Annotated in this window: 15 protein-coding genes; 9 read left to right on the top strand and 6 right to left on the bottom strand. The window is 60.3% G+C overall.

From position 1 onward, the window contains the following. Nucleotides 1-30 precede the first annotated feature (30 nt). The 7 genes from JF545_RS04510 to JF545_RS04540 all read left to right on the top strand — a co-directional run bounded on the left by JF545_RS04510 (nucleotide 31) and on the right by JF545_RS04540 (nucleotide 9,392). Entirely contained in the window at nucleotides 31-906 is an 876-nt protein-coding gene (locus JF545_RS04510; protein WP_206939676.1) for an AEC family transporter, read from the top strand. A 57-nt stretch (nucleotides 907-963) separates the two neighbouring features. Then, complete coding sequence (locus tag JF545_RS04515; protein WP_206939678.1) at nucleotides 964-2,106, top strand: PQQ-dependent sugar dehydrogenase; 1,143 nt, start codon at nucleotides 964-966, stop codon at nucleotides 2,104-2,106. A gap of 378 nt (nucleotides 2,107-2,484) precedes the next feature. Beyond that, the gene (locus JF545_RS04520) at nucleotides 2,485-3,687 is read left to right on the top strand and encodes a quaternary amine ABC transporter ATP-binding protein (protein ID WP_206939680.1); all 1,203 of its coding nucleotides are present in this window, start codon (nucleotides 2,485-2,487) and stop codon (nucleotides 3,685-3,687) included. 5 nt (nucleotides 3,688-3,692) lie between these two features. After that, nucleotides 3,693-4,526, top strand: coding sequence for an ABC transporter permease (locus tag JF545_RS04525; RefSeq protein WP_308126719.1), 834 nt, complete (start codon nucleotides 3,693-3,695; stop codon nucleotides 4,524-4,526). Nucleotides 4,527-4,670: 144 nt separating this feature from the next. Beyond that, on the top strand, nucleotides 4,671-5,525 hold the full coding sequence (locus JF545_RS04530; RefSeq protein WP_206939683.1) for a glycine betaine ABC transporter substrate-binding protein: 855 nt from the start codon (nucleotides 4,671-4,673) through the stop codon (nucleotides 5,523-5,525). Between the two features lie 321 nt (nucleotides 5,526-5,846). Further along, nucleotides 5,847-7,517, top strand: coding sequence for a BCCT family transporter (locus JF545_RS04535; protein WP_206939685.1), 1,671 nt, complete (start codon nucleotides 5,847-5,849; stop codon nucleotides 7,515-7,517). A gap of 153 nt (nucleotides 7,518-7,670) precedes the next feature. Further along, nucleotides 7,671-9,392 (top strand): ArnT family glycosyltransferase, encoded by a 1,722-nt coding sequence (locus JF545_RS04540; protein ID WP_206939687.1) that lies wholly within the window; start codon nucleotides 7,671-7,673, stop codon nucleotides 9,390-9,392. Here JF545_RS04540 and JF545_RS04545 read toward each other — a convergent pair. The 4 genes from JF545_RS04545 to parS all read right to left on the bottom strand — a co-directional run bounded on the left by JF545_RS04545 (nucleotide 9,353) and on the right by parS (nucleotide 13,038). Then, nucleotides 9,353-10,075: a 3'-5' exonuclease gene (locus JF545_RS04545; RefSeq protein ID WP_206939689.1), complete on the bottom strand. Its 723-nt coding sequence runs from the start codon at nucleotides 10,073-10,075 to the stop codon at nucleotides 9,353-9,355. The genes JF545_RS04540 and JF545_RS04545 overlap by 40 nt on opposite strands. Before the next feature lie 6 nt (nucleotides 10,076-10,081). Then, the gene (locus tag JF545_RS04550) at nucleotides 10,082-11,980 is read right to left on the bottom strand and encodes a DUF294 nucleotidyltransferase-like domain-containing protein (protein WP_206939691.1); all 1,899 of its coding nucleotides are present in this window, start codon (nucleotides 11,978-11,980) and stop codon (nucleotides 10,082-10,084) included. A 96-nt stretch (nucleotides 11,981-12,076) separates the two neighbouring features. Beyond that, nucleotides 12,077-12,568: an RES family NAD+ phosphorylase gene (locus JF545_RS04555; RefSeq protein ID WP_347401307.1), complete on the bottom strand. Its 492-nt coding sequence runs from the start codon at nucleotides 12,566-12,568 to the stop codon at nucleotides 12,077-12,079. Further along, complete coding sequence (parS, locus tag JF545_RS04560; RefSeq protein ID WP_242520694.1) at nucleotides 12,565-13,038, bottom strand: type II RES/Xre toxin-antitoxin system antitoxin; 474 nt, start codon at nucleotides 13,036-13,038, stop codon at nucleotides 12,565-12,567. Before parS ends, JF545_RS04555 begins: the two co-directional genes overlap by 4 nt. A gap of 832 nt (nucleotides 13,039-13,870) precedes the next feature. Here parS and JF545_RS04565 point away from each other — a divergent pair. Then, nucleotides 13,871-15,034, top strand: coding sequence for a M20 metallopeptidase family protein (locus JF545_RS04565; RefSeq protein ID WP_206939693.1), 1,164 nt, complete (start codon nucleotides 13,871-13,873; stop codon nucleotides 15,032-15,034). A gap of 21 nt (nucleotides 15,035-15,055) precedes the next feature. Beyond that, a complete protein-coding gene (locus JF545_RS04570; protein WP_206939695.1) occupies nucleotides 15,056-16,297 on the top strand; it encodes an MFS transporter in 1,242 nt (413 codons plus the stop codon). A gap of 76 nt (nucleotides 16,298-16,373) precedes the next feature. Here the strand turns inward: JF545_RS04570 and JF545_RS04575 are convergent, their stop codons facing one another. Both JF545_RS04575 and JF545_RS04580 read right to left on the bottom strand, forming a co-directional pair. Further along, nucleotides 16,374-16,763, bottom strand: a complete 390-nt coding sequence (locus JF545_RS04575) for a DUF4168 domain-containing protein (RefSeq protein ID WP_206939697.1) — start codon at nucleotides 16,761-16,763, stop codon at nucleotides 16,374-16,376. 344 nt (nucleotides 16,764-17,107) lie between these two features. Further along, nucleotides 17,108-19,303 (bottom strand): TRAP transporter large permease subunit, encoded by a 2,196-nt coding sequence (locus JF545_RS04580; protein WP_206939699.1) that lies wholly within the window; start codon nucleotides 19,301-19,303, stop codon nucleotides 17,108-17,110. Between the last annotated feature and the right edge of the window lie 100 nt (nucleotides 19,304-19,403).

The following is a 19,403-nucleotide window of genomic DNA, read 5'->3' on the forward strand; positions in this document are numbered from 1 at the left end:
CCTCCCCAACCTCCAGGAGATTGCGCTTCCATGTTTGCCGAACTCTTTGCGGTAATGGCCCCGGTCATCACCGGAGCAGGCCTCGGGTTCTTCTGGATTCGACGCGGCTTCGACTACCCGGTGGCCTTCGTGACCAAGCTGGTGTTCAACATCGGCACCCCGTCGCTGGTCATCGCCTCTCTGGCCGGCGCCGACATCGACGCGTCGAGCTTTGGCCGAACGATGCTGGCGGCCGCGCTGGTGCTGTGCGCCATGGCCGCCCTGACCTTCCTGCTGGCCGTCATCCTGCGTCGGGACTGGCGCGTGCTGCTGGCGCCCACCATGTACCCAAATACCGGCAACATGGGGTTGCCGGTCGTGCTCTACGCCTTTGGCCAGGCAGGCTTTGCCTTCGGCATCACCGTGATGGTCACGGTCTCGCTGTTCCAATTCACCCTGGGCACGATGCTGGCCAGCCGTGGCAATCCCTTCAAGTCATTGATCAAGACCCCAACCGTCTACGCCATCCTGATCTCGATGGCCTTGCTGTTCACGGACACCCAGCTGCCGCTGTGGCTGCAGAACAGCGTTGACCTTATCTCTGGCTTCACCGTGCCATTGATGCTGATCACCCTGGGGGTATCCCTGGCCAGTATTCAGGTCAGAAGCCTGCGTTCAGGGGTCTGGTTCAGCCTGCTGCGGATTCCGATGGCGGCCGGGGTGGCCTGGGGTGTGGGTACCTGGCTATCGCTGCCCCCCACCGCCCTTGCCATTCTGGTCGTGCAGATGAGCATGCCGGTAGCAGTGTTCAACTACCTGTTTGCCCAGAAGTCCCAACGCGAACCCGCCTACGTGGCCAGCCTGGTGTTCTGCTCCACCCTGCTATCCTTGATCTATCTGCCGGCACTGCTGGCATTGCTGTTGTAGCGTCTGTCGAGGCAGCGGTGCTGTCGGAGCCAGGCATCTTGATCAACGGGAGACTGCATGATCCGCCGCCTTATCCTGACTCTGTCATTGACCGCAACGGCCCCATCCGTCTGGGCGGAACCGCCGCCGACCGAAGTGCCCGGGCTCTACCATCCGGTGGCACTGGAAGTGATCACGGACGCGCTGGATACCCCCTGGTCGCTGACGTTCCTGCCGGATGGACGCCTGCTGGTCGGGGAGCAGCACGGCTCGCTCGCCCTGATCGACGACGGCCAGGTCGACACGTTGACGGGGCTGCCCGAGGTGTCGACCCAGGGACAAGGCGGGCTCTTCGACCTGGCCCTGCACCCGGACTATGGCGACGGCGTCCACGACTGGCTCTACTTTGCCTGGGCGCGTCCCGCCCAGACAGACGACTCCCAGGATGAAGGCGCCGAGGGCGATGCCACCGCTGTGTCTCGCGTGTGGTGGGACGGTGAAAGGCTCGGCCGCGTCGAGCCGGTATTCGTGCAGAACCGATTTTCTCGACCTGGACGTCACTACGGGGGCAGGCTGCTGTTCGATCGTCAGGGTCTGCTGTGGCTCAGCATCGGCGACCGTGGCGATGGCGAGCGGGCACAAGATGCGCGAGACCATGCCGGCAGCCTGTTGCGCATGACAGCGGAGGGCGCGCCAGCCACTGACAACCCTGCTATCGAAGGCGCGGCAGCGGAACTCTACTCCCTCGGTCATCGCAACCCCCAGGGGCTGGCCCTGGCCGCCGATGGTCGCCTGTGGGCCACCGAACATGGTCCTCGTGGCGGTGATGAGCTCAACCTCATCCAGCCTGGCGAGAATTATGGCTGGCCGGACGTCACCCGTGGTCGCGACTACGCCACCAACCTGCCACTGGGCGTGGACAGCGCACCGGGCAAGCGCGACCCGCTGCACGTGTTCGAAGGGCGCTTCGCGCCTTCGGGCCTGGCCGTGGTGAGCGGCAATGAGTTTGCGGACTGGCAAGGTGACCTGCTGGCCGGAGGCCTTCGCAGCGAACGCCTGGTGAGACTGCGTTTCGACGCCGATCAGTTGATCGAAAGAGAGGTCATTCTCGACGGCGAAGTGGGACGAATACGCGACGTCAGGGTGGGTCCCGAAGGGGCCGTCTACCTGTTGACCGACGCCAACCCGGGGCGCCTGATCCGACTCTCACGGGCTCGCTGAGGCCCCCTGCCACAAGGCCCACAGCCCGTCGCGAAAAGCCACAAAACTTCCTCGCTCCCATGCCTAAACGGCATGGGTGGCGATAGCTCTCATGCACAACCCCTTGCCCTGCGCGAGATTGCTTTCAAGCACTCCTCGCCCCCATGCTTAATTTGAATGATCTTTCAAAGACCTTTAGGGTATTGCACTTTTCTGCGCCTCAACGGTGAAAGATGGCATGCTTTCACCCAGCGTGGCTGCGGCAGGGAAAGCCGCAGCCCCGAGGCCTAGCTTCCAGCATTGGACGATGAACGCCGACGCCAACGACCGCATGACGTCGACCTTCATCGTTCGAGCGCCTGGGAGCCAACACGTCACCTGAAAAGGCATCCCGTACCCATGAGCGATAACCGATCCGTCAAGATCAAGGTTCGCGGGCTGAGCAAGGTCTTCGGCGACCAGCCAAAGAAGGCGCTCAAGCTTCGCGACGAGGGACTCAAGCGTCCCGACATCCTCGAGAAAACCGGCCAGACGCTGGGCCTGTCGAACATCGACTTCGACGTCCATGAAGGTGAGCTGCTGGTCATCATGGGCCTGTCCGGCTCCGGCAAGTCCACCTTGATTCGCTGTCTGAACCGGCTGATCGAGCCGACCGAAGGTGAGATCGTCATCGATGGCGAAGATATTCCCCAGCTGTCCGACAAGGCGCTGCTGGAATGCCGTCGCAGGCACTTTTCAATGGTGTTTCAGAACTTTGCTCTGTTTCCCCATCGCACGGTGCAGCAAAACGCCGAATTCGGCCTCGAGATTCGCGGCATCGACGCGGATACCCGAGCCAAGACGGCCCGCGACGCCCTCTCCCAGGTTGGCCTCAAGGGCTGGGAGGATGCCTATCCCAATCAGCTGTCCGGGGGTATGCAGCAGCGGGTGGGCCTGGCCAGGGCACTGGCCAACGACGCCAGCGTGCTGCTGATGGACGAGGCCTTCTCGGCGCTGGATCCGTTGATTCGCAAGGACATGCAGCAGGAGTTGCTGGAGCTTCAGCACCGCATGAAGAAGACCACCGTGTTCATCACCCATGACCTGGATGAGGCGCTGAACATCGGTGATCGCATCGTGCTGCTCAAGGACGGTGAAGTGGTGCAGATCGGCACGCCCGAGGAAATCCTGACCAAACCCGCCGACGACTACGTGGAACGCTTTATTGAAGGCGTCGACATGTCGCGGGTATTGACGGCATCCAGCGCCATGCGTCCGGTGCGTGCCACCGCGCGAGAAGATGATGGTCCGCGTACGGCGCTGCGCAAGATGAAAGAAAACGCCATGGACTCGATCTACGTCACCAGCCGAGACCGCAAGCTGATGGGGCTGGTCGAGGCAGACGCTGCCAACACGGCCATTCAAGCCGGTCAGGATCGTCTCGATGGTGTACTCACGCAGGACTTCCGCACGGTGGGCCCCGACGAGCCGTTGCATAATCTCTTCGCCCTGTTCAACGAGAAGAGCTTCCCGATCGCCGTGATCGACGACGAACGACGCCTGCTGGGCGTCGTCGTCAAGGGCGCGGTACTGGATGAACTGGCACAGGCAGGAGATCAATAATGGCGATCGAGATTCCTCGCATTCCCCTCGGAGACTGGATCGAGACTGGGCTGAACTGGCTGACCACAGAGTATTCTGGTGTCACCCGCGGCATCTCGCGATTCACCCAGACCGGTATTGACGGTCTCAACGATGCACTGATGTGGCTTCCCGACTGGGCTCTGCTGGTGATCATCGCAGGCCTGTGCTGGAAACTGGCCAGCCCGCGCCTTGCCATCGGTGCGGTGATTGGCCTGGGACTCATCTGGGACCTGGGCCTCTGGGATCCGATGATCGAGACCCTGACGCTGGTGGTGATCGCCACCCTGGTCGCCGTGATCATCGCACTGCCCGTGGGCATCGCCGCAGCGCTATCAGACAGGCTGTACCGAGCGATCATGCCGATTCTGGACTTCATGCAGACGATGCCGGCCTTCGTCTACCTGATTCCGGCTATCCCCTTCTTCGGCATCGGCTCGGTGTCCGCGATCTTTGCCACGGTCATCTTCTCGATGCCCCCGGCGATCCGTTTCACCACTCTGGGTATCCGCCAGGTGCCGGTGGAGCTGATCGAAGCCGCGGACGCCTATGGCGCCACCCGAGGCCAGAAGCTGTTCAAGGTTCAGCTGCCGCTGTCCCTGCCGACCGTGATGGCCGGCATCAACCAGACCATCATGCTGGCCCTGTCCATGGTCGTCATTGCGGCCATGATCGGCGCCGACGGTCTGGGTAGCGAAGTCTGGCGCGCGATCCAGCGCCTGCGCCCGGGTGACGGCTTCGAGGCTGGCATCGCCGTGGTCATTCTGGCGATGTTGCTCGACCGTCTGACCCAGTCACTGCGCAAGGAACGCAAGCAGTAAGGGCTGGCAGCGACGGATGGGGCACGGCCGTTGACGCCCGCGCGCCCCATCCATTTGCAAGATGCCACCGCCTGCTTCAGGCTTTAACAGCTTGGAAACACGGCTGATGGAACCTGTTTCACTCATCGCAAGGAGAGTCACCGCATGTCACTGAAGGCAACCCGTACCCTCGGCCTGGCGCTGGCCGTCAGCGCCGTCGCCACTGGCGTGAACGCTCAGGACAAGGGCTCCGTGCACCTGGCCTACGTGGAGTGGTCCTCCACTGTCGCCTCTACCAACGTGGTTCGTGCCGTACTGGAACAGGCCGGCTACGAGGTCGAAACGTCCGCTTTGTCCGCCGCCGCCATGTGGCAGTCCGTCGCCAGCGGCGACGCTGATGCACTGCTGGCCGGCTGGCTGCCGACCACCCATGAGGACTACTACGCTCGCCTCAAGGACCAACTGGTCGATGCAGGGGTCAACCTCGACGGCACCAAGCTCGGCCTGGTGGTCCCGGCGGACGCGGATATCAGTTCCATTGACGAGCTGAACGACCACGCTGACGAATTCAATGGCGAGATCATTGGTATCGATCCCGGCGCGGGCCTGATGCGTCTGACCGAGGAAGTGGTCGATGCCTATGATCTCGATCTGGACCTGCGCACCGGCAGCGGCGCCACGATGACGGCGGCGCTGGGCAGTGCCATCGACCGCGGCGAGCCCATCGTGGTGACCTCCTGGACACCGCACTGGATGTTCGCCCGCTGGGATCTCAAGTATCTCGACGACCCGCAGGGCGTCTACGGTGGTGCCGAGCAGATTCACACCATCGTTCGCCAGGGGCTCGAGGACGACATGCCGGAGGCCTACTCGATTCTCGAAAACTTCGAGTGGACCCCGGAAATGATGGGCGAAGTCATGCTGATGAATCAGGAAGACGACGCCGACCCCTATGAAAATGCCAAGCAGTGGGTCGAGAACCATCCGGACGTCGTCAAGGAGTGGCTGGGCGAAGCCTGAGCCCACTTTACCGTGTTGCGTCACTCCGACGCGGCCGTTTTCAGGGGTGCCCCAGGGCGCCCCTGCTGTCGTTGATGTCCTCCACGCTGTCGTCGCGGGAACGCTCTACAGCCGCGGAATGTGACATGCTTGTGGCAGCATTGGCAGCGCGTCCTCGGCCCCTGCCGTTGAAGATGCCGCTGGCAAGCGCCTTCAGACAGGCCACACTTCAGGCAGGCACGGCCAACAGACTGGCACAACAAACGAGCAACGAGTGACAGCAGCATGGCTTGACGGCAGCAACACTTTGCACCTCATCTTCAAACGCAAGGGAGATCGCACGTGGAAACAGACCCTAACCACAAGCCCTCGAGCGCCGATACCGGCAGCGAGGGGGTACCGGCCCCGGACGGGCCCGCCAATCTGATCGATACCGATTACGTCATCGGTCAGGACAATATCGTCACCAAATCCTTCGGCGTGGACGTCGACCTGCACGGCAAGGTCTTCTCCGTCTCGTCGCTGCTGATTCTGGTGTTCGTTATCCTGACCCTGGCCTTCCAGACCAGCGCCGAGCCGTTCTTCAACGGCATCCGCGGTTGGCTGACCAGCAACCTGTCGTGGGTCTTCCTGCTGGGCGGCAACGTCTTCGTGCTGCTGTCGCTGGGGCTGATCTTCACCCCTCTGGGCAAGGTCCGTATCGGTGGTGCTCACGCGACACCTGACTACAGTTACATGGGCTGGTTCGCCATGCTGTTCGCCGCCGGCATGGGCATCGGCCTGATGTTCTACGGCGTGTCCGAGCCGATGTCGCACTTCTCGACGGCGCTGGGTGGCACGACCGTCGGTGACAACGGTATTCGCACTGACTGGGCGCCTCTTGGCGGCGCCGCTGGCGATGAACAGGCCGCCGTCAATCTGGGCATGGCCGCTACCATCTTCCACTGGGGGCTCCACCCCTGGGCCGCCTACGCCATTGTCGGCCTGTCGCTGGCCATCTTTTCGTTCAACAAGGGCCTGCCGCTGACCATGCGCTCCGTGTTCTACCCGATTCTGGGTGAACGCGTGTGGGGCTGGCCTGGACACCTGATCGACATCCTGGCGGTGTTCGCCACCTTGTTCGGTCTGGCGACCTCGCTGGGTCTCGGTGCCTCCCAGGCAGCCGCCGGCCTCAACGAGCTGTTTGGCACACCGAACACCGACACCACCATGGTGCTGCTGATTGTCGCGATCACTGGCGTGGCGCTCTGCTCCATCATGCTGGGCGTCGACAAGGGCGTACAGCGCCTGTCCCAGGTCAACATGGTGCTGGCGTTCCTGCTGCTGGCCTTCGTGATCATCGTTGGCCCGACCCTGGCGATTGCCACCGGCTTCTTCTCCAACCTGGGGCACTACCTGGCTGAACTGCCAGCACTGTCCAACCCCTTCGGCCGTGAAGACGCCAACTTCGTGCAGGGCTGGACTGCCTTCTACTGGGCCTGGTGGATCTCCTGGTCACCGTTCGTCGGCATGTTCATCGCCCGTGTCAGCCGTGGCCGCACCGTGCGCGAGTTCCTGACGGCCGTGCTGCTGGTACCGACCCTGGTCTCGGTGCTGTGGATGACGTCGTTCGGCGGCACCGCCATCGAGCAGTACATCACCGATGGCTTCCAGGGTGTGCAGGATGCCGCACTGGAGCTGAAGCTGTTCGCCATGTTGGGCGAGCTGCCGCTGGCGTCGATCACGTCGTTCATCGGCATCGTGCTGGTCATCGTGTTCTTCGTGACCTCCTCCGACTCCGGCTCTCTGGTCATTGACTCGATCACCGCAGGTGGCAAGGTCGATGCCCCCAAGCCGCAGCGCGTGTTCTGGGCACTGATCGAAGGCGCCATTGCCATTGCCCTGCTGCTGGGTGGTGGCCTGACAGCGCTGCAGGCGGCAGCCGTGTCGACCGGTCTGCCGTTCACGCTGGTGCTGCTGGTGGCCAGCTACGCCATCATCAAGGGCCTGATGAGCGAGCCCAAGGCCGTCTGATTCGGCCTGACAGCTTCGTATCATCTACCGTCGGCGGCCTTATGGCCGCCGATGGTCGTTATGGCCGCCTGAAAAAGCAGCACCCTCCTGCCGGATAAGCCTCTGCTAAGGTTTGTCGTCTAGGGTGGCGGGCATCCGTTGATGGAGCCTGTCATGTCCAAGCTGACGTTGCTTAAGCGATCCCTGTCCAAGCACTGCCTATCCAAGCACCCCCTATCCCAGCACTCCCTGTCCAAGCTACCCCTGCCCCATTTGACACCATTGACCACGGTGATGCTGGCGGCAGCGTTGCTGATCATCGTGCGCGTGGCGTCTACCCCGTTGATGCCCATCGACGAGACCCGCTATCTGGGTGTTGCCTGGGAAATGTGGCAGCGCCACCTTTGGCTGGTACCCCAGCTCAATGGCGAGCCCTATGCCCACAAGCCGCCCCTGCTGTTCTGGGTCATTCATCTGGCCTGGGCGATCTTCGGCACCGACGACCCGGTCGGACGCCTTGCGGTGCCCTTGGTAGGTCTGCTGAGCTATCCCCTGCTGGCGGCCATTGTTCGCGTCGGATTCCCGCAAAGCGTCGCACAGGCGCGCTGGGCTCCCGGGCTACTGCTGGGCATGACGCTCTGGTCGGTCTTTTTGCCGCTATCGATGTTCGACATTCTGCTGACTACCTGCCTGCTGCTGGCAGTGCTCGGCCTGGTCGGCCTAGCGCGATACGGGGGGACAGGTTGGGTAGTGATGAGCGGCGTGGGGCTGGGACTCGGATTGCTGGCCAAGGGGCCGGTGATACTGCTGTATTGGCTGCCGCTGGCGCTGGGAATGGGCTGGTGGTCGCCGCGCTCACTTGGCGCCAGCGCGATGGCACTCTGTGGCGCTGGGACAATCGGCCTGGCCATGGGCCTGGCCTGGGCCTTGCCCGCGGCACAGGCCGGTGGAGCCGACTATGCCCATGACATCCTGTGGGGCCAGTTTGCCGGCAGGGTCAGTCATTCCTTTGCCCACGCCCGCCCCTGGTACTGGTACCTGCCGCTAATCCCGCTGGCGCTGTTTCCCTGGTCGATGACATCGTTGTGGTGGCGTCCCCGACTGACGTCCCGACTGGCCCGCCTGGCTCTGCTCGGCGTGCTGCCAGCGGTCCTTGTACTGAGCCTGATCAGCGGCAAGCAGGCGCACTACCTGATCCCGACACTGCCCTTCGCTGCGCTGTGGATCAGCCTGGGCTTGCCTAACAAGGGTCAGCCACTGCTGGCAAGCCACGGCAGATGGCTACGACAGATGCCATGGCTGGCAGTCCCGCTGCTGCTGGTCATGCCGGAGCTTTTGCAGACACTGGGAGGCGTTGCGCCTGTTCACAATGGCTATCGCGCGCTGGCGCTGGTTCCCCTGCTGCTGGCCATGATCGCTGCTCCTCAACGCTCTTCGCGCCTGGCCCTGCTGGTGTGGCCGGTCACCCTGACCTGCCTGCTGGTCAGCACCAGTCCACTGCTGACGCAGCGATATGATCTTTCGCCGCTGGCCCTGCGGCTCCATCAGCTCGAGACCAGCGATGCCCCCCTTGCCTATGCCGGGCGCTACGCGGACCAGTTCCAGTATCTTGGCCGGCTGGAACGGCCATTGATCGAACTGGCCGATGACGAGGTGGATCGCTGGTGGGCAGCCCATCCAGACGGTCTCGTCGTCACCAGTGATGACCAACTGCCGCTACCCGAGAATGCCACCGCCGTCCTCTATCAACCCTATCGAGGAAAAACCTATCGCCTGCTGAAGCTGGCACCGGACGAACGCTCAGCCAGCGAGACTGAGGCTAACCCTCCGCTGCTATCTGGCAGGAGGAGCAAGGCTCAGCTCCAGAGCATTCCGATGGGCGTTTCCGGAGCGTAGTTGCCGGCGACCTGGGCCTGCAGCAGCTCGGCCGTGGCGATGGCATCGGTCAAGGCATGATGTCCGTGGTAGTGAGGCAGGCCATAGCGCACCCGGCTGTCATGCAGGCGGATGGAGGCCGGCGGCCGCCCCATCCAGCGTCGAAAGCGCGCCATCAGTGATTGCCGATGGATTCTCGCCTCCAGGGACATGGTGTCGATGACCGGAAAACTCAGAGTCTCCTGCCACTTAGCCTGCACGGCAGCCTGCAGAAAGGCCCTTTCGATGTGGCGATAGTGCACCACCAGCAGGTGCCCGGCCATCGCCTCGAAGACCTCCTCGAGCACCTCTTCGATGCGCGGTGCTCCCTGGATATCGGCGTGGGTGATGTGATGGAAGGTGACCGATTCGGCCTTGAGCGTGCGGTGCGGCCTGACCACCCAGTAGCGTCGCTCCGACAGACGAATCCGTGACAGTGAGAACGGTACCAGGCCAATCGACACGATCTCGTCTCGCTTGGGGTCCAGCCCAGTGGTTTCCAGATCCAGGGCCATCAGCGGGGCCTCCTGCACGGGCAGGATCGGGGACAGATCCGCACCAGCAAAGAAGTCCACCAGGGCACGCTGACGACTCTGCTGGCGCCGGGCCACCAGGTAGTCATGCCAGTCAGGGGCCGAGCGTGTCTTGGGTCGAAGGAGTGGCATGGCCGCCTACCTGTGCGTCATCGGGTAGCGAAACTTGAGAAACTTCTGGGCATTGCTGAGCGCCTGGAAGGCATCCTTCAGGTGATGGCGCTCTTCGCTGGACACGTTTTCGGGCTCGATGTTGTTATCCGGCTGCTGCTCATGCTCGAGATCGATGACCTGATGGCGAATCCGCGACATCGACAGAAACTCCAGCGCGTAGCGCAGCCGGTCACTGACGCCTGGCGCCAGCAGCTGAGTGCGGTCGATGTCATCGAGTCGATCGAAGCTGTTCTGGGCACGGGACCCACAGGCCAGGGCATGGATACGAATCAGATCGACCATGGGAGCGGTGCCCCGGCGCTTCAAGTTGATCGAGTTGTTGTGCTTGCCGTCCTTCTCCATCACAAACGTCCGAAAGAAGCCAAGTGGCGGCGTACGGTTGAGGGCATTGCGCGCCATGGCGGCCAGGAAGCGCTTGTGCTGTGATGCCTTGGTAGCCACCAGGTCCTGCAAGGCTTCCACCAGCGGGTTGTCGCCATGCACGGTATCCAGGTCGAAGAAGATGGAGCTGTGCAACAGCCCCTCCGGCGAGGGCTGCTCGATCCACTGCGTGAAATAGCGCTTCCATACCGCCAAGGGCTGACGCCACTTGGGATTGGTGGCCATCACGTCGCCCTTGCAGTAGGTGTACCCGCAGGCGGCAAGGCCATCACTGACGCGTTTGGCCATGGTGGCGAAGTACTCGTCATGTAGCGCCGGGTCGAAGTCGTCGGAGAGAACCAGGGCGTTATCCTGGTCGGTGACAATGCTCTGCTCGTTGCGCGCCATGGAACCCAGCGCCATGAAGCAGTAAGGAACCGGTGGCGGCCCCAACTCCTCTTCCGCCATTTCCAAAAGGCGCCGGGTAAAGCTGCGACCGATGGTCGACAGCGCCTTGCCCACCATCTGCGAGTCGGCGCCATCATGCACCATCCGCACGAACGCTGCCTGCACGTCGGGGGCCAGCTTGGCCAGACTCTCCACCGATGGCTGGTGAAAGATATTGCTCACCAGATATAGGCTGCTCTGGGTCTCGTAGCGAATGATATCGGACAGATGCACGATGCCCACCGGTGAGCGCCGATGCATGACCGGCAGATGATGGATGTTGTTACGCAACATGCACAGCATCGCTTCCTGCACCGACTCATCGGACTGTATCGCGATCAGCCGACGACCCGCCACCTCCCCTACCGGGGTATCCGGTGACAGCCCCTCGGCGACCACCTTGGTACGAAAATCGCTGTCGGTGAGGATCCCGGTCACTTGCCAGTAGGTGCCCTCGCTGTCCTTGAAGGTATAGCGGGGATTGTCCCCGGGCTTGTCCAGCACCAGCACGGCGGACGCCTGGAAATCGCTGATCTGGCGGGCCGCGTGTTGCACCGTTGCACGGGCCTCCACCATCACGGGATAGCGGGTCAGCAGCTTGCGGATCCGCGTCACCATCATGTCGTTGTTCTTGCGCTGGCTTTCGACCGCCGTCTCGAGCCGGGGGCGATCCACCTCGACAAAGTCAGAGAAGGCTTCATCGGCCTCGCACAGCCGATGGAACATGGCCTCGGGAATGAAGTAGATCAGACTGTCTTCCAGCGCCTTGGCGGGAAAGCGAACTCTGCTGTGGCGCAACAGGCTGAAATGGCCAAAGATATCGCCCTCGCCAAGCAGGTTGTAAAGCTCACCGTTGCGGCGCGAGACCTCCACCGCGCCACTGCGGATGTAGCAGAACTCCTCGTGCACCGCATCGAGCTCGAGAATCGTCGAGCCCGCCTTGAAATAGCTGACCTGTACCTGGCTCGCCACCTCATCCAGCAGCTCATCCGTGAGGCCATCAAAGGGCGGGAAGCGCCCCATGTGCTGGCTGATTTCCAACAGTTCCGCTTCCATGGTGTCCTCCGCGCGGTGCCGGTACAGGCGCGCTACATGCTCGGCGCCCTCATGCAGAAAGGATGCGGGCCATGGCAATGGCTGTAAAGCGTTTGCTCACTCGGCGGGAGGATGCAGCCGTGGGTCCAGGGCGAAGGGCTCGATCACGACGATCTCGACGCTCTCCTGGCCCGTCAGCGGATTCATCACGATATTGCGACTATGTCGGGAGACCGTCGAAGGCACTGTTATAAAGGGATAACGAGACAGCAGCTCGTCGCCATAGCACTGCTGACCAAGGCTAGGCGATCCAGGAACCAACCAGTTGGGGTTGGGCAAGTCCTCGGGCACTACCTCAAACACGCTGCCAGGATCAGTGATACGCACGCACAACAACATATGGGGGATGGTATCCAGCGCCTTGAAACCCTTATGCACCGCGACTTCGAGAATCGCCGTTGATGGATCGCAGGCCCCATACACCGCCGCTCGCCCCTTTGTATTCCAGCGTCCGCCAGCCAGCTTTGCACCGACACCACTGCTCCAGCTGGCCATATGCCGCTCTCGTTCAAGCCGCCACAGCAGCAGATCCTTGCCAGCGGATGTCACGTGTACACTCCCTGATCCAGGCGGGTAAGAAGGTCGTCCACCAGCTCGTACCCCACCTGGGTGGTGAGAAGATCTATCGGCTTGCGCCCCTCAAGCCCCAAGGCGGGTGTTCCCATCCAACGCTCTGCTTCAGCAGCATCGCCCAACACATCTTCCGCCCTGGTAAGCACCTCGGCGAAACGCCAGGCACGACTACTCTGCTCAGTGTTAAGCGGCTCCGGCGACTTGATCCGACGATAAAGCGTGCGTTCGGACATACCGATCAGCTTGACGGCCATTGCCCTATCACTAAGCAGGTCAACTGATTCGACAAATCGCAATACATCGCGAGACGGCAAGCCCTTCTCGATCATCTCGTGAATGTACAGGGCCGTCGTTGCCTCGGGTGCAGGCTTGCCCAGCAGGCGCTCCAGCGTGCGTTGCAACAGACTCGTCTTGGCATCGAGGGCACATTCGGCAACCTTCATCATCAGCCTCATTGACAGCCATCTGTCAAAATAATAGTGCCATCTGGCAAAAGTGTCGAGAGACCTCAGCTTGACGTAAAGAAGGCCCGCTGACCCGGATAGTCAGCGGGGAGCGTTCCCCCAGTTCGTCTGGCGTGATCCCTATGGGCAACCGACCAGGACGGTGCCATCTCCTGAACGCGCTTCATCATGTCAGGACTTCGCGGAATGGCCTGGCCCCTGTCATGGAACGTCTCTACCCCGAGCCCACCGCACTACCAACGTGCGCTGCACACTGGCCAGGGTATGGCGGGTATGACGGATAGAGCGCAGGCAGCGTGAAGCATGACGGATGCCTATCAAGCGTTTCGATCACAGCGTGTTTTCTTCACCGCACCTGCATGCATAACACAGGGCGTGACACGAGCAGAGTTCTCACTTGCAGCACATGCAAGCGGCACGACATCAAGAGCCTGACATAGTTCCCAGCACAGCTCCTACTACAGCTCCTAACACCGCATTTATCTACCCAGGACAATTCGTAAGTCTAAAGCGTTACGTCATCTGGTACAGCGAGCACTTTCCTCGGGCAGTCCTTAAAAGATAAGTAAAAAGCCGAAAGACCTAAAAAAGTCATTATGGTGAATCATCTCATATACAAGCAGTTCGTGTAGAAACAGAAGCAAATGCCTTTTCCATAGAGGAATGTCAATTTTTCATCCGAAACCGCCATGCATTTTTATTGCAAACAAGAACGCGCTATTAAAAAATATTAATCGACAACACCTCTAGCAGCTCCGCGAAAAAACGCATCGCGTATAAGCGGAAGTTAAATTCCTATCCAGAAGGCATCAGCATGACACCTTTAGAGTTTGCGAAAGAGAACGCCAGATACACCATTGATCTACGTCAGCATTTCCACGAAAACCCGGAACTAAGCCAGCAGGAATTTAAAACGGCAGAGCGTATTTGTCATGAGCTCGACAAATTAAACATCTCCTATGAAAAGGAGGTGTGTGGTACTGGCATACTGGCAACCATTGAAGGTCAACCTGGGGATGTCGTTCTTGGCCTTCGTGCAGACATTGATGCACTGCCGGTCACGGAAGCCTCTGGCGTCTCATTTTCCTCAAAAAACCAAGGGGTGATGCATGCATGCGGCCACGACGGCCATATCGCCATGCTACTGACTGCTGCCAAGTTCCTGTCGGAGAACAGAGATACGTTCAAAGGAACAGCCAAACTTATCTTCCAGCCTGATGAAGAGCTTGAGGGCGCCGCTCAGAAGATCGTGGCCGAAAGAAGCGATTTTTTTGAAGATATGACAGCCATTGCTGGACTACATGTGTGGCCAGATATTCCCGTCGGCACCATCTCTGTCGATAGCGGTCCGCGCATGGCAGAAGCCGACTTCTTCGATATCACCATCGTAGGAAGCAGTGGCCATGGATCCATGCCTCACCAGACCATCGACCCTGTGTTGATTTCTGCGCATGTCATTACCAGCCTTCAGAGTATCTGCAGCAGACAGGTTGATCCCTTCCTTCCCACCGTGGTCAGCGTGTGCGCGGTCAATGGCGGAGTCGCTCACAACGCTATTCCCGATACCGTCCACCTCAAGGGCACATGTCGCTACTTCTCCAATGACACGAGAGACACCATAAAGCAGCGTATTGAAACCATCGTGCAGGGTGTTACCTCATCGTTCGGCGCAACCTACGAGATTGAATACCTCTATGGAGCACCATTCGTCGAGAATGACGAACACTTTTCATCGCTGGCACAGCAGTCCGTCATCAATACACTTGGAGCGTCCGCACTTGTCTCAGTCGCGCCCTCCATGGCGGGTGAAGACTTCTCGGAATATCTCCAGAAAGTTCCGGGGTGCTTTGGCTTCATCGGCATCGGAAAAGGTGAGGGACAGTATCCGCTACACCATTCGAAATTCGATATGCAAGAAGCCGGCCTGATCAACGGCGTGGCGTTTCTTGTCGATTATGCTTCTTCTCTCCTCAAGTAAATCCATCTGCAGAGAATACCCATGAACTCAAGGCTATTTAAGTATCTACAGATACTGGCGCTATCATCGGCCGGGGCGACCATCTATCTCATTCCCTACATCAGGTATGTATTCTACGATTACCAGATTGCGGCGATGGATATCAGCAATCAGCAAATTGGCCTACTGACCACTATCTATACGGTGGGCACCACCCTGCTGATGATCCCTGGGGGTATTCTGGCAGATAAGAGCTCCACCAAGCGCTGTATTATTTTATCGCTACTCTCGACGTCAATACTGACCTTCATCTACGCCTTCAACATGGGCTATGGCATCAGTCTGGCCATCTGGTTCCTGCTATCGTTCTCTACCGTGTTTGTTTTCTGGGGTGCCCTCATGAAAACGATTCGCCTGATCGGGGGAGAAAAAGAACAAGGGTTCATGTATGGACTTTACTACATGGGCAACGGACTCTTCGGCGCGGCCATCAATGGCATTGCTGTGTGGGTACTAGGCTTCTCGGACGACATGTCGCAGCAATTCTTCTACGTTGTCATGATTTACGGCATCAGTACCACGATTGCAGCAGCCGTCGTCTGGTTCCTCATCAAGGAGGATCGCGAGGCGTCCCGCAACCTTGTTACCAATAACTTTGATAGCTCGCAGATCGTGGTCCTGCTCAAGAGCCCAGTGCTCTGGATCTTCTCGGTCATTATCTTTGCCGCCTTCATGATTTTCTCCAGCAACGTCTACTTTACGCCTTATCTGACCGACATCTATGGGGTCTCTCCTGAGCAGTCTGGCATTCTTACCATCTTCAGAACCTACGTATTCTATATACTCGCTCCCGTCAGTGGTCTTATCGCCGACAAGGTGTTCAAGTCGACCAGCCGCTGGTTCGTGGTACTTTTCGCGATCCTTGCCCTACTCTACACCGGCGTGATCTACATGCCAGAAAATGCCAGTTCGACCATGGTCAGCCTCTATTCCCTGCTGCCAGGCATCTTCAGCTTGTCGCTCTACGGCATCGTGTTCTCCATCGCCAGTGAAACCAAGATCCCGGCATCTCTGATGGCTACCGCTGCAGGCATTGCTTCGGTGATTGGGTTCTCTCCCGACCTGTTCTCAGCGACGCTTTTCGGCCACTGGCTAGATCTGGACAAGGCGCTTGGCTACCACAATATCTTCCTCACCCTGGCCTTGGTCAGCGTGCTGGGAATGATTGCGTCATTCACCATCAGCGCCAGAGCAAGAAAGCTGGCCCTCCAGGTCAGCCACTGACGTAAGGCTGACCCCAAAACGAAGACGCCCCCTCCGGCGGAAAGCCGGAGGGGGCGTCTTTATGGACAGTCACCTATCAGGACTGCGCCATCTCCTGAACGCGCTTCATCATGTCAGGATTCTGCTGAATGGCCTGGCCGATGGCATTGAACTTCTCCACCTCGAGCCCGCTTTGCTGTACGGCCTCGACCATCTTCTGGTTGGCCTCGGTGCGCACATCCTGCTGGGCCTGCTGGTCCTCGGCCTCTTGCAGGCGCTGGGTGTAATCCTGAGAAATCGTGGCGATCTCCTTGGACGCATCGGCAAACTTCTGCAGTTCGGCGTCAGAGAAGTTCTGTGCCTGTACTGCTGCTTCCACGTCGGCGCTGGACGATGCCTGTGCGCTGGCGTCTTGAGCGTGGGCCGTGGCGCTCATCAGACCGGCGGAGAGCAGTGCGGCAGTAATCAGGGCAGTGAATCGTTGCATGAAGTCCTCCAGGAGGTCATTGAGAATTCGTCAATCGCTCGCCCATTGTGACGACGCACGTTCGCATCGGTTCCCCACGATCGTGTTACGGAATGCAAGCCAGCTGTCTCCAGCGAGCGACATCAGCGTGAAGAGCTGACCCCATGGTACGCCAACGGTGCGTCAGGTGAAGTGCAGAATAGCGGACACTTCTCGCGGTTTCTGTCACTACGTGGCGGGGGCAGCGACTCAGCCGTGCCGGCGCGGATGTGCCGACACTCGCGCCTGCGGCTAGCAAGCCAAGCACTGTCTCCCCTGCCACCGGATGCTCCGGCGACAGGGGAGAAGCGTTGGCCTAGCCGGCGCTATCCGTAAGCCAGGTTGGGTAGCCAGGTCACCAGCGCCGGGAACAGGATGACCAGCAACAGCCCCAAGGCCTGCAGAGCCAGGAACGGGAAGGATGAGCGGAAAATCTGCCCCATGGTGATATGGGGAGGACACACGCCCTTGATGTAGAACAGCGCATAGCCAAAGGGAGGACTCAGAAATGACATCTGCATGTTGACCAGATAGATGACCCCGAACCACAGCGACACATCGGCGGGATCTACGCCAGGCAGCCCCAGCACCCCGGTAAAGTCGAGCCCCTTGATCAGCGGCACGAAGATTGGCACCGCCAACAGCAGGATACCGACCCAATCCAGGAACATGCCCAGCGCCACCAGCAACACCATCATCAACGCCAGTACCGCGTAAGGACCGAGCCCAGCGCCGGCGATCAGGTCCTGCACGAAGGTCTGGCCCCCCTGCAGGATGTAGAAGCCAACAAAGATGCTGGCGCCGAAGATGATCCACATCACCATCGCCGTGGCCACCAAAGTCGTCATGCAGGCGGCGTGCAGATTGGGCCAGGTCAGGCGCTTATGCAGTGCCGCCACCAGCAAGGCACCGAAGGTTCCGATACCGGCCGCTTCCACCGGCGTGGCGACGCCGGTGAAGATGATCCCGAGTACCAACATCACCAGCGCGATGGGCGCCAGCATATTGCGCAACAGCCTCAGCTTCTCGGCGCTGGACACGCGATCTTCCACCGGCATCGGCGGTGCCACCTTGATGTTCAAGGTACCCCGCATCCAGCAATAGAAGGCGTACATGCCCGCCAGCAGGAGACCAGGAATCAGCGAGCCGAGATAGAGCTCGCCTACGGACTGCTGGGCGATGACGCCGTAGATGATCGCCAGGATCGAGGGAGGGATCAGAATGCCCAGGGTGCCGCCGGCCATGATCGAGCCCAGCGCTATCTCGGGCTGATAGTTGCGCTTGAGCATCGCCGGCAAGGCGATCAGCCCCATCGTCACAACGGCGGCCCCTATCACACCGACCATGGCGGCCAGCAAGGTGGAGGCAATGATGGTGGCGATGGCCAGCCCGGCCTTGAGGCCCCCCATCCACTTGTAGACCACATCGAACAGCTCTTCGATGATGCCCGCTTTCTCCAGTACCGCCGCCATGAAGATAAAAAGCGGGATGGCCGACAGCTGGTAATTGGTCATCATCGGGAAGATCCGCGATGGCATCAGGTTCAGCATGTGCTGATCGCCCACCAGATACAGGAAGACGACACCGAGCCCACCGGTGACGAAGGCCAGCGGCAACCCGGCCACCAGGACCACCATCAAGGTGCCGAACATCAGTAACGTCAGCTCGCCGATGCCGACGGTGGCCAGGGCATTCTCCAGGCTCATCGCCAGGCTTTCATAGTCGGTCAGAGCGATGTTGACCACTTCATACAGCGTGTAGGCACCCAGCAGCAGAGCCAGCCCCACCAGTACGGCAGCAAAGGTCCGGCTACCGGCGTGGCTCTGGCGGTGATGGGCGTAGGACTGCATATCGCGAATCAGCTGCGCGATGCCCTGCAGCAGCAACAGCAATGCCCCCAGGAACAGCATGAACTTGACCGGATAATACTGTACGGCCCATTCGGTGAAGGACACCTCATTGGCGTAACTGTCTCCAAACCACCAGACATCGCTGACCGACTGTGAGAAGAAGCGCCACCCGGTGGTCAGTAGCGCCAGGGTGAAGATAAAGAAGAAAATCGAGGTGACCAGGTCCAGCGCTGCCTTGTTGAGCGGCGCCGCCCGCTGGTAGAGGATATCGACTCGTACATGCCCCCCTTCACGCAGGGCGAAGGCACCCGCCAGCAGGTATTGCATGCCGAACATCAGGGTCATCGACTCATGCGCCCAGTTGGTCGGCGAGTTGAAGGCGTAGCGCATCAGCACTTCGTAGGTGAAGACAAAGGGGGCTATCAGCGACCAGTAAGCCACATAGCGACCGGCGAACCCCGAGATGCGGTCGATACCCGCCGTCAGCGCATTTCCCGGCGGCACATAGTCAGCCTGCTCCGACGACACAGGCGTCTCGGCCGTATCACTGCCGCTGACCTGACCGCCGCGGCGAAAACTTCTGTCCACCAACAGCATCACGACCAGCGGCAACCCCGCCAACACCGACCAGTACAGCCAGTGAGGCAGAACGAAATCGATCTGAAGATTCATTGACGCTCCTCCGCAGGCCGCCGGCTTGCTGCAGGCGACCACGGACCATTCATCGAAGCCGACCGGGCAGTCCCGGCCGGCACGTCAGTCATTCAGGAGT

The sequence above is a fragment of the Halomonas litopenaei genome (genome assembly GCF_017303055.1).
In the GTDB taxonomy this organism is placed as follows: Bacteria; Pseudomonadota; Gammaproteobacteria; order Pseudomonadales; family Halomonadaceae; genus Halomonas; species Halomonas litopenaei_A.